At 69.2% G+C, this 10,641-nt stretch carries 9 protein-coding genes and 1 pseudogene; 3 read left to right on the forward strand and 7 right to left on the reverse strand.

Going from position 1 to position 10,641, the window contains the following annotated elements; genetic code table 11:
- Window positions 1-99: 99 nt before the first annotated feature.
- Window positions 100-1,647, forward strand: coding sequence for an MFS transporter (locus ACWEN3_RS10615; RefSeq protein WP_452968266.1), 1,548 nt, complete (start codon window positions 100-102; stop codon window positions 1,645-1,647).
- Window positions 1,648-1,947: 300 nt separating this feature from the next.
- On the opposite strand, the gene ACWEN3_RS10620 is transcribed toward ACWEN3_RS10615, so the two are convergent.
- The 3 genes from ACWEN3_RS10620 to ACWEN3_RS10630 all read right to left on the reverse strand — a co-directional run bounded on the left by ACWEN3_RS10620 (window position 1,948) and on the right by ACWEN3_RS10630 (window position 4,282).
- Entirely contained in the window at window positions 1,948-2,853 is a 906-nt protein-coding gene (locus tag ACWEN3_RS10620; RefSeq protein WP_452968269.1) for an ADP-ribosylglycohydrolase family protein, read from the reverse strand.
- A 12-nt stretch (window positions 2,854-2,865) separates the two neighbouring features.
- Entirely contained in the window at window positions 2,866-3,525 is a 660-nt protein-coding gene (locus ACWEN3_RS10625; RefSeq protein ID WP_452968272.1) for a histidine phosphatase family protein, read from the reverse strand.
- 151 nt (window positions 3,526-3,676) lie between these two features.
- Window positions 3,677-4,282, reverse strand: coding sequence for a YdbC family protein (locus ACWEN3_RS10630; protein ID WP_452968274.1), 606 nt, complete (start codon window positions 4,280-4,282; stop codon window positions 3,677-3,679).
- A 114-nt stretch (window positions 4,283-4,396) separates the two neighbouring features.
- On the opposite strand from ACWEN3_RS10630, the gene ACWEN3_RS10635 reads away from it, so the two are divergent.
- Window positions 4,397-4,969 carry a TerD family protein gene (locus tag ACWEN3_RS10635; RefSeq protein WP_452968277.1) on the forward strand — a complete coding sequence of 191 codons (573 nt, stop codon included), beginning with the start codon at window positions 4,397-4,399 and terminating at the stop codon, window positions 4,967-4,969.
- A 3-nt stretch (window positions 4,970-4,972) separates the two neighbouring features.
- On the opposite strand, the gene ACWEN3_RS10640 is transcribed toward ACWEN3_RS10635, so the two are convergent.
- From ACWEN3_RS10640 to nrdR, 4 genes and pseudogenes are all read right to left on the reverse strand, one after another.
- The gene (locus tag ACWEN3_RS10640) at window positions 4,973-5,122 is read right to left on the reverse strand and encodes a hypothetical protein (protein WP_452968280.1); all 150 of its coding nucleotides are present in this window, start codon (window positions 5,120-5,122) and stop codon (window positions 4,973-4,975) included.
- A gap of 33 nt (window positions 5,123-5,155) precedes the next feature.
- Window positions 5,156-5,410: pseudogene (locus ACWEN3_RS10645) on the reverse strand (DUF2785 domain-containing protein); the annotation flags it as partial.
- Between the two features lie 427 nt (window positions 5,411-5,837).
- Entirely contained in the window at window positions 5,838-8,726 is a 2,889-nt protein-coding gene (locus ACWEN3_RS10650) for a vitamin B12-dependent ribonucleotide reductase (protein WP_452968283.1), read from the reverse strand.
- Window positions 8,727-8,891: 165 nt separating this feature from the next.
- Entirely contained in the window at window positions 8,892-9,443 is a 552-nt protein-coding gene (gene nrdR, locus ACWEN3_RS10655; protein WP_452968286.1) for a transcriptional regulator NrdR, read from the reverse strand.
- Window positions 9,444-10,005: 562 nt separating this feature from the next.
- Between nrdR and lexA the strand changes: the two genes are divergently transcribed.
- Window positions 10,006-10,641 (forward strand): transcriptional repressor LexA (gene lexA / locus ACWEN3_RS10660; protein ID WP_452968289.1); only part of this gene is annotated, 636 nt, incomplete at its 3' end.

Raw genomic sequence — 10,641 nt, forward strand, 5'->3', positions numbered from 1 at the left:
CGCGTTTAAGTGAACGCTTGCGTTCACTGTCGGGGACTCACTACGGTGGACGCGACAGTGAACGCGATCGTTCACTAAAGCCTTTGTGGGGGACCCATAGTGACAACCTCTCAGCTGCTTCAGGACCAGAAACCGGGCGTGGCCCGCCGGGAGGGGCATCCCGGCATCGCACTCGCCGTCATCGCGGCTTGCCAACTCATGGTGGTACTCGACGCGACGATTGTGAACATCGCGCTCCCGCACATTCAAGACGCTCTCAAGTTCAGCACCACCGATCTCACTTGGGTGGTCAGCGCCTACACGCTCACCTTCGGCGGCCTCCTGCTGCTCGGTGCGCGGGCCGGTGACATCCTCGGCCGCCGCCGGGTGTTCATGACCGGCATCCTGCTGTTCACCTTCGCCTCGCTGCTGGGCGGTCTCGCCCAGGAACCCTGGCAGCTGCTGGCCGCACGCTCCCTGCAGGGCATGGGAGGCGCGATCGCCTCGCCCACGTCGCTGGCGCTGATCACCACCACGTTCCCCGAAGGCCCCGAGCGCAACCGGGCGTTCGGCGTGTTCGCCGCCGTATCCGCGGGCGGTGGCGCCATCGGCCTGCTCGCCGGCGGCATGCTCACCGACTGGCTGGACTGGCGGTGGGTGCTGTTCGTCAACGTGCCCATCGGCGTGCTGATCGCCTCGCTCGCCCCGCTGTACATCAGCGAGTCCCAGCGGCACCCGGGACGCTTCGACATCACCGGTGCGCTGACGTCGACGGCGGGCATGGCCTCTCTGGTGTACGGGTTCATCCGGGCCGCGGAGGACGGCTGGCGGGACCGGCTCACCCTCGGCTCGTTCGGCGCGGCCGTGGTGCTGCTGCTCGCCTTCGTCTTCACCGAGACCCGGGCGAAGGAGCCGATCACCCCGCTGCGGATGTTCAGGGAGCGCAACCGCTGGGGCACGTACGTGATCATGCTGAGCCTGGCCGCGGCGATGTTCAGCATGTTCTTCTACATCGTGCTGTTCGTGCAGAACGTGCTCGGCTACAGCGCCATCAAGGCGGGCCTGGCCTTCCTCCCCGTGACGGCCGCGATCGCGATCGGCGCGGGGCTGTCCCAGCAGCTCCTGCCGAGGTTCGGCCCCAAGCCGTTCATGATGACCGGCACCACGCTCGTGGTGATCGGGCTGGTCTGGCTCACGTTCATCCGGCCCAGCAGTTCCTATCTCGGCGGGATCCTGGGGCCCATGCTGGCCTTCGGTTTCGGCATGGGCCTGAACTTCGTGACGGCAACGGTCACAGCGGTCTCGGGGGTCGCCCAGCACGAGGCGGGCGCGGCTTCCGGGCTGCTCAACGCGATGCAGCAGGTGGGCGGTTCGCTCGGCCTGTCGATCCTGACGACGGTCTTCGGCTCGGCCGGCAAGGACGAGGCGAAGAAGCAGTTGCCGAAGTTCCTCGCCAACGGGTCGGCGGAGCAGAAGGTCCAGTTCGCCAAGACGCATCAGCTGCCCGCGCCGTGGGGCAACGAGGTGCTCGCCCACGGAATCTCCATCGCCTTCATCCCCGCCGCCGCGATGGCCGCACTGGCGTTCCTCACCGCCTGGCTGGTGATCAGGGTGCGCAAGAGCGACCTCGACTCCCTCGCGGGCGTGGCGGGACCCGGCATCGGCTGAGGCGACCCGGGCCGCGCCGAGCCGCGGCCGGCCGGGCCTCCGCCGGGGGACGGCGGGCGCATGAGGCGGTCCGGCCGGCCGCATCGCGGGCACCAGCGCCCATGCCAGGACAGAGCCTGGAAGCAGTACGAGAACCCACACCGCGAATGCCATGGAACACCCCCTCCGCACCTCGCCCTCCACCTCTCCGCCGCTCCCGGTCCCGGAGGACGTCGAGCGGTGGGTACCGGCGAAACGACCGACGATCACGGAGAGTTCCCGGCGGACACGGAGCGTCCCGAAATCCGCGGAATGTGGCCTTCAGAGCCCGGAGGGCACCCAGTCCGGCAGCGCCTCGGTCCGCTCCACCCACTCGGCGGGCGGTGTGCCCGCCTTCCCGGAGGCGAGCACGCCGCCCACGATCGCGCAGGTCGTGTCCACGTCCCCGCCCACCTGGGCCGTCGTCCAGAACGCCGTCTCGAAGTCACCGAGGTTCCGCGCGGCGGACCAGAGGGCGAAGGGAACGGTGTCATGGGCGGTCGTACGGCGTCCGCACCCCAGCACGGCGGCGACGGTGGCCGCGTCGCCGTAGTCGAGCATGTCCCGGGCGCGGCGTAGTCCCTGGCCGACCGCGCTCTTCGGCACCAGGGCGACGACACCGTCGAGGAGTGCCTCGGGGCTGGGCGGGCCGTCCGGCGAGCCGGCCAGCGCCGCGGCCGCCGCCACGGCCATGGCACCGACCACGGCCTCCCGGTGCTGGTGCGTGGGATAGGCCGAGATCTCGGCCTGATGGGTGGCCTGCTCCGGATCGTCCGCGTACCAGGCCCCGAGGGGCGCGATCCGCATCGCCGCGCCGTTGCCCCAGGACCCTTGCCCGTTGAAGAGCGCGGCGGCCAGCTCGCGCCAGTCCTGGCCCTCCCGGACGAGACGCAGCAGCCGGTTGACGGCGGGGCCGTAGCCCCGGTCGAAGTCGTGGTGGTCGGCGAAGGAGCGGGCCAGGGCGTCCTGATCGATGCGCTGGTGGGCGCCGAGGACGGCGACCACCGAACCGGCCATCTCGGTGTCGTCCGTCCATTGCCAGGGCCCCGGGGGCAGCTCGCGCCGCTTCAGCAAGGAGTAGTGCGCGGGGACGAAGAACTGGGAGCCCAAGGCGTCCCCCACGGCCAGGCCGCGCAGGCTCGCCAGGGCACGCTCCAGGCGTCCGAGAGAAGAGGAGTCAGCGGTCATCGCTCCGCCACTTTATCCGGTGACCCAGTACGGCACCGGCTCCCGCCAGCGCTCGAAGGGCCGGTCGAGTGTGTATTTGCCGTCCTCACCGAGAACGAGCATCCGCACCTCGGCGTTCCCCGGATTGGACAGCGACTCGAATTCCGCGACCGTCCAGTGGAACCAGCGCATGCAGAACAGCCGCATCGCGAGCCCGTGGGTCACCAGGAGCACGTTCGGCGGATGGTCGGGGGCCTCGAAGCTGCGATACAGGCTCTCCAGGAAGCCGCCGACCCGGTCGTAGACGTCGGCGCCGGACTCTCCCTGCGGGAACCGGAAGAAGAAGTGGCCGTAGGCGTCGCGGTACGCCTTCTGCAGGCGCACGTCATCCCGGTCCTGCCAGTTGCCCCAGTCCTGCTCGCGCAGTCTGGGCTCCTCGCGGACGCGTATGAGGTCGGGGTCGAGGTGGAAGGCGCTGAGCGTCTCGTGCGTACGGCGGTACGGGGAGACGTACACGCTCACGCGTTCCCGGCCGAAGAGCTCCCGGAGCTGTTCGCCGGTCTCCCCGGCCTGCCGCCGGCCGCGCTCGGTCAGGGCGAGAGCGTGGTCCGGCTCCCGCTCGTACACGGAGTCGTCGATGTTGCCCGTTGACTCGCCGTGCCGGACAAGGACGATGCGCCGTGGTCGTGCCATGCCAAAACCCTAGATCGAGTGGCGTGGAGGCGAGCACTCGGACGGGCCCCATACAGCGCAAGTCACACCGATCCGAGCGCTCCGTGACCTTTCGCGTACGCGGAGGCACCCTCTCGGGTTGAGTTGGCCTTTCAAACCCAGGACGCCGGTGTCAGACCGTCCATGACGGCTCGAGGTCCACGATGTCGCCGGAGAGCGCCGCGATGTCCGTCTCGGTCTGGGCGCGCAGGGCGAGACGTTCCACCCGCTCGGTGCGGTACTTGCCGTGCTCGGCCGCGGACCGCCACATCGACAGGATCAGGAACTCCTGCTCGGGCGCCTCGGCGAACATCCCGCGGATCATGCCGGGCGACCCGGCCATCGCCGGGTTCCAGACCTTCTCCTGCATCAGCGTGTAGTGCTCGACCCGGTCCTCGTGCACCCGGCACAGGGCTATCCGGATCAGATCGGTGTCGGTGAACCGCGGCTCGAAGCCGGTCTTCACGTCGAAGCGGTACTCGAAGAGCTTGGCCTGCGCGTCCTTGAACGTGCCGGACTGAGCGGACGCCAGCCGGTCGTGGGAACGGGCCATGAAGGAGTCGTAGAAGGCACGGCTCTCCCAGAAGGCGAAGATGTGCGCCATACCGGGCCGCTGCCGGCTCCAGCCTCCGCCTTGTCCCCGAAATCCCGGCTCCCCCAGAAGCCCCGCCCATTTCCGCTGCCCCCGCTCGAAACCGCGGCGGTCCACCACGGTGCAGCGAATCCACTTGACCAGCACCGCGCCATCGTAAGGCCACCGGACGTGGCGTCGGTCACGCTCCGGCGGAGATCGCCCGCGCATGCGCCCCGGCGCGCGTGGCACGATGGACAAGGAGCCCCGGCTCCAAGGGAGTTGGGGACGAGGTGTCGACAGGGGGGAAGGGGAAGCCTGGTGACCGGCTTCAGCAAGGGAATGCGCAAGGTCGAGGCAGCGATCAAGTGGGACCCGAGTCCCGCGGGCCGGCCGCCCACCGATCTCGACATCATCGCCGCGACGTTCGTGTCGGGCGACGCCTACGGGGCTCCGGCCTATCTGGTGCACTTCGACAGCCGTTCGCCGGATGGCACGATCTTCCTCAACCGGGACAGCACGGACGGCAGGGGCTTCGGCTGGGACGAGGTCATGACGCTCGAACTGGACCGCCTCGACGGCCGGTACGCGCGCGTGGTGGTCGGTGTCGTCATCCAGCAGCGGCCGGTGCCCAAGACGTTCGTCGACGTGCTGAATCCGGCCATGCGTATCCGGGAGGGCTACACCGTGCTCGCGGAGGACGACTTCGGTGGGGTTCTCGGCGCGACGGCGGCCACGATCGCCGAGTTCGTGCGTGACGCGTCGGGCGAGTGGGCCTTCCGTCCCGGTGTGCACGGGTTCGACGAGGACCCGGAGACGTTCACCCGGGTCATGGGCAGGGCGCACCGGCCCTGAGGCTCAGCCCGTGTAGGGGGCGACGATCGCCAGCGTTCCGGCGAGGGCCTCCAGGACGGCCGCGCGGTGGGTGAGCTGCCGCGCCGGCTCGTCGGTGTTGCGCCTGCTCAGGCCGCGGTCGGCCAGGACGTACAGCATGCGCAGGGTGCGCATGGCGTTGGAGGCCCAGGCGGGGACCGGACCCGGCTCCCCCGTCCGGAAGGCGTCGGCGATCCGGTCCAGCCACCGTACGGAGTCCGCTCCGGTGAGGGCGGGATGACAGAGGATCTGCGCGAGCGCGTAGGCGAGGCGGTCGTCCTCCTGCGCGTCGAAGAGGTGGCCGGTGGGCGCCAGCAGCCGGGTGACGGCCAGGTCGGCCAGCGGCAGCGGGTCCTGACCCGGGTGCCGGGCGAGCGCGGCCAGCAGGTCCGCCCCGTGGGCGACGGCGTGCAGCCAGCCCAGCCGGGTACCAGGCGGCGAAGGCGCCCCACCACTGCGGCCGCCAGTCGCCTGCCTCCACGATCCGCGCGAGGATCAGCGGCGCGAAACTGCGGGCCTGCACGGCCGGGTCGTTCAGGCGCGCGGCCATGCGGTCGCCCAGCAACCGCCGTTCGCCGGGAGCGAGGCCGGGCATCCAGCGGACGGCCGCGCGATAGGCCCGGTCGTCGCGTACGGCGGGATCGGGCGAGCGGAGGTCCTCGGCCAGGACGTCGAGGGCCGCGGCGCGCTCCGGCCCGGCGAGTCCGCTGATGTCGGCGTCGTACCCCGTCATGGTCATGGCGGGAGGTTACGCCGCCGCGGTCGTCCCGTGGAGCGAGATCGTCTGGACCGAAAAAGGTAAGGGGCGCCGGCTATTGCCGGCGCCCCTTACCTCAGGAACGGCGTGTCATCAGCTGCAGCCGCTGGTCGAGCCGCAGCCCTCGCAGATGTAGCAGGAACCGGCCCGCTGCATCTTCGTGCCGCAGGAGAAGCACAGCGGGGCGTCGGCCTGGATGCCCATCTGCATCTCCACCAGCTCGGCGCTGGTGTGGGCCTGCTTCGGGGCGGGCTTGGCCGCCTCGGACTCGGCCTTCGGCGTGGCGACGGCCTTCAGCTCCTGCGCGCGCGGCGCGGACTGGGCCAGGCCCTCGACGTCGACCTCGTCCTCGTTCGGCTCGTAGGAGCCGGTCTCCAGGTGACGCTGGCGCTCCTCGGCCGAGTGGATGCCGAGCGCGGAGCGGGTCTCGAAGGGCAGGAAGTCCAGCGCCAGGCGGCGGAAGATGTAGTCGACGATCGACTGCGCCATCCGCACGTCCGGGTCGTCCGTCATACCGGCCGGCTCGAAGCGCATGTTGGTGAACTTCGAGACGTACGTCTCCAGCGGAACGCCGTACTGCAGACCGACGGAGACGGCGATGGAGAAGGCGTCCATCATGCCGGCGAGGGTCGAACCCTGCTTGGACATCTTCAGGAAGACCTCGCCGAGACCGTCGTCCGGGTAGGAGTTGGCGGTCATGTAGCCCTCGGCACCACCGACCGTGAAGGACGTGGTGATGCCGGGACGGCCCTTGGGGAGGCGCTTGCGGACCGGGCGGTACTCGACGACCTTCTCGAGCTTGGGCTCGACGGCCGCGGGCAGCTCGGCCTTCTTCTCGGTCTCCTTCTTCTTGGCCGACAGCGGCTGGCCGACCTTGCAGTTGTCCCGGTAGATCGCGAGCGCCTTGACGCCGAGCTTCCAGGCCTCGTAGTAGATCTCCTCGACCTCCTCGACGGTCGCCGTCTCGGGCATGTTGACCGTCTTGGAGATGGCGCCGGAGATCCAGGGCTGGATCGCGGCCATCATGCGGACGTGGCCCATCGGGGAGATGGCGCGCTCGCCCATGGCGCAGTCGAACACCTCGTAGTGCTCGTGCCTGAGGCCGGGGGCGTCGATCACATTGCCGTTCTCGGCGATGTGGGCGACGATCGCCTCGATCTGCTCCTCCTGGTAGCCCAGGCGGCGCAGGGCCTGCGGGACGGTGCCGTTGACGATCTGCATCGAGCCGCCGCCGACCAGCTTCTTGAACTTCACGAGCGCCAGGTCGGGCTCGACACCGGTGGTGTCGCAGGACATCGCCAGACCGATGGTGCCGGTCGGGGCGAGGACGGACGCCTGGGAGTTACGGAAACCGTTCTTCTCACCGAGACGGACGACGTCCTGCCAGGCCTCCGTGGCGGCGGCCCACACCGGGGTGTCCAGGTCGTCCATGCGGACGGCCGTGCCGTTGGCGTCGGCGTGCTGCTTCATGACGCGCTGGTGGGCGTCGGCGTTGCGGGCGTAGCCGTCGTACGCGCCGACGACCGCGGCCAGTTCGGCGGAACGACGGTAGGCCGTACCCGTCATCAGGGAGGTGATGGCGCCGGCCAGGGCGCGGCCGCCGTTGGAGTCGTAGGCGTGACCGGTGGCCATCAGCAGGGCGCCGAGGTTGGCGTAGCCGATGCCGAGCTGGCGGAACGCGCGCGTGTTCTCGCCGATCTTCTGGGTCGGGAAGTCCGCGAAGCAGATCGAGATGTCCATCGCGGTGATGACCAGCTCGACGACCTTCTGGAAGCGCTCGGTCTCGAAGGACTGGCTGCCCTTGCCGTCGTCCTTGAGGAACTTCATCAGGTTCAGCGAGGCCAGGTTGCAGGACGTGTTGTCCAGGTGCATGTACTCGCTGCACGGGTTCGACGCGGTGATCCGGCCGGACTCGGGGCAGGTGTGCCAGTTGTTGATCGTGTCGTCGTACTGGATGCCCGGGTCGGCGCAGGCCCACGCGGCCTCGGCGATCTTGCGGAAGAGCGCCTTGGCGTCGACCTCCTCGATGACCTCACCGGTCATACGGGCGCGCAGGCCGAACTTGCCGCCGCCCTCGACCGCCGTCATGAACTCGTCGTTCACGCGGACCGAGTTGTTGGCGTTCTGGTACTGGACGGACGCGATGTCGTCGCCGCCCAGGTCCATGTCGAAGCCCGCGTCGCGCAGGACGCGGATCTTCTCCTCCTCGCTGACCTTGGTCTGGATGAAGTCCTCGATGTCGGGGTGGTCGACGTCGAGCACGACCATCTTGGCGGCGCGGCGGGTGGCACCACCGGACTTGATGGTGCCGGCGGAGGCGTCGGCGCCACGCATGAAGGAGACCGGACCGGAGGCGTTGCCGCCCGAGGACAGCAGCTCCTTGGAGGAGCGGATCCGGGAGAGGTTCAGGCCGGCGCCGGAGCCGCCCTTGAAGATCATGCCCTCTTCCTTGTACCAGTCGAGGATCGACTCCATGGAGTCGTCGACGGACAGGATGAAGCAGGCGGATACCTGCTGGGGCTGCGGCGTGCCGACGTTGAACCAGACGGGGCTGTTGAAGCTGAAGATCTGGTGCAGGAGGGCGTACGCCAGCTCGTGCTCGAAGATCTCCGCGTCGGCGGGCGAGGCGAAGTACTTGTTGTCCTCGCCGGACTTCCGGTACGTCTTCACGATGCGGTCGATCAGCTGCCTGAGGCTGGTCTCGCGCTGCGGGGTGCCGACGGCACCCCGGAAGTACTTGCTGGTGACGATGTTGACCGCGTTCACCGACCAGAAGTCGGGGAACTCGACGCCGCGCTGCTCGAAGTTGACCGAGCCGTCGCGCCAGTTGGTCATGACGACGTCACGGCGCTCCCAGCTCACCTCGTCGTACGGGTGTACGCCGGGGGTGGTGTGGATGCGCTCGATCTGCAGTCCCTTGTTTCCCGCCTTGCCGCCCTTGGCTCGGGAACCTCGTGCGGGACCGCTCGCCGTCTCTGTCATGCCGCCTCCCTGTACGGGCAAAAACGCCCTGAAGTGCCTCGTTTGTTCCCGTGGCACGGTGTTCTGTCTTGTGTTGCGGGCACCCTCAACTGCCACCCGCAACAGGTCTTCGGTCGCCGCTTCCCGGCCGGAACCCGGGCCTCCCCCCGGTTTCCGCCCTGCTGGTCAGTCGGCGGCGTGGGCGGGCACGGGGACCTGGGTGGTCCCGCCGCGCCCGCGATCGCGTTCCTGGCGCCCCGTCTCCGCGTCCTCGTCGTTCGCGGCGGGGCCTCCGGTCGCCTGCCTCAGCTCCGCGATGGCGGCCTCGAAGTCCTCGAGCGAGTCGAACGCCCGGTACACGGAGGCGAATCGCAGATAGGCGACGAGATCGAGCTCCTGCAACGGGCCGAGTATGGCCAGACCCACGTCATGGGTGGTCAGCTCGGCGCTTCCGGTCGCTCGCACCGCCTCCTCGACCCGCTGGCCGAGCTGGGCGAGTGCGTCCTCGGTGACAGGCCGCCCCTGGCATGCCTTGCGCACGCCGTTGATGACCTTGGTACGGCTGAAAGGCTCGGTGACTCCGGACCGCTTGACCACCATGAGCGAGCACGTCTCCACGGTCGTGAAACGACGGGAGCAGTCGGGGCACTGGCGGCGCCTGCGGATCGACGTGCCGTCGTCGGTCGTACGACTGTCGACCACGCGGCTGTCGGGGTGCCTGCAGAAGGGGCAGTGCATGATCTCCAACCCTCCTCACAGCAGACTCAATGGCCTCGCCGGACCCAGGGGCCCCGCGAAGCAGCCCTAAGCATAAGCGATCGCCGAGCCGTCTCGGACCGGGGGGACCACAACTTGTGGGCTGCTGTAGCCATCCAACCACTAGATGTGGGGATTCACCCATACGCCGAGGCAGAGTCGCGTGTCGCGGGAAAACGGCCGGCCAGGTCCGTGTCCGCGACCCGCCGGAACACGCGGACGCGGAACCGTACCGCTGTGGCATTTACGGAGATACCGTGGGCGCCGCACGGAGGACGCGTAGGACTCCGGCACAGAAGGGACCCGCATCCCGGCAGGCCGGGTTCCGGATGGCAGACTGGGGAAGCAACCCACGAGGTCAGCGACCCCGGCGGTGAAGAGTACAACAATGAGCACTTTTGTCCGCCAGGTGCCGCGTCAGCCATACACCCAGACACATGATTGCGTCCGGTGAATCGCACTTTTTCACTCGAACGTGTGTTTGGCGCAACCTTTCGAAAGCAACTACCGTTGTCCAGCAGGGAGACCATCGAGAGGGGCCGACGTGACCACCACCGCAGACAGTGCCACCATCACCGCCCAGGACCGCTCCCAGGGCCGAGTCGAGCCGGTACACGCGATGAACGAAGCCACGAATCCCGAGGCGCACAAGCGCTCTCTGCCGGGCCGACCTCCAGGCATCCGGGCGGACAGCTCCGGACTCACCGACCGGCAGCGCCGGGTGATCGAGGTCATCAGGGATTCCGTGCAGCGGCGGGGGTACCCGCCGTCGATGCGGGAGATCGGCCAGGCCGTCGGCCTCTCCAGCACCTCCTCGGTCGCGCACCAGCTCATGGCACTCGAGCGCAAGGGCTTCCTGCGCCGCGACCCGCACCGCCCGCGCGCGTACGAGGTGCGCGGCTCCGACCAGGCCGTGACGGTGCAGCCCACGGACACCGCCGGCAAGCCCGCCGCGTCGTACGTCCCGCTGGTCGGCCGCATCGCCGCCGGTGGCCCGATCCTCGCGGAGGAGTCCGTGGAGGACGTCTTCCCCCTCCCCCGCCAGCTCGTCGGTGACGGCGAGCTCTTCGTCCTCAAGGTCGTCGGCGACTCCAGGCACCAAGAGCAACGCGGCCTCCACCTACTACTGGCTCTACCGGGGCCTGGACGGCGACCGCACCTCCAAGACCGACACCTCCGC

Source organism: Streptomyces sp. NPDC004561 (assembly GCF_053602155.1).

Bases quoted from the DNA above. Each gene is read 5' to 3' on its own strand.
- ACWEN3_RS10620 (WP_452968269.1), bottom strand. From the start codon at position 2,853: ATGACCGCTGACTCCTCTTCTCTCGGACGCCTGGAGCGTGCCCTGGCG.
- ACWEN3_RS10625 (WP_452968272.1), bottom strand. From the start codon at position 3,525: ATGGCACGACCACGGCGCATCGTCCTTGTCCGGCACGGCGAGTCAACG.
- ACWEN3_RS10640 (WP_452968280.1), bottom strand. From the start codon at position 5,122: ATGCGCACCCTGCGCATGCTGTACGTCCTGGCCGACCGCGGCCTGAGC.
- ACWEN3_RS10650 (WP_452968283.1), bottom strand. From the start codon at position 8,726: ATGACAGAGACGGCGAGCGGTCCCGCACGAGGTTCCCGAGCCAAGGGC.
- nrdR (WP_452968286.1), bottom strand. From the start codon at position 9,443: ATGCACTGCCCCTTCTGCAGGCACCCCGACAGCCGCGTGGTCGACAGT.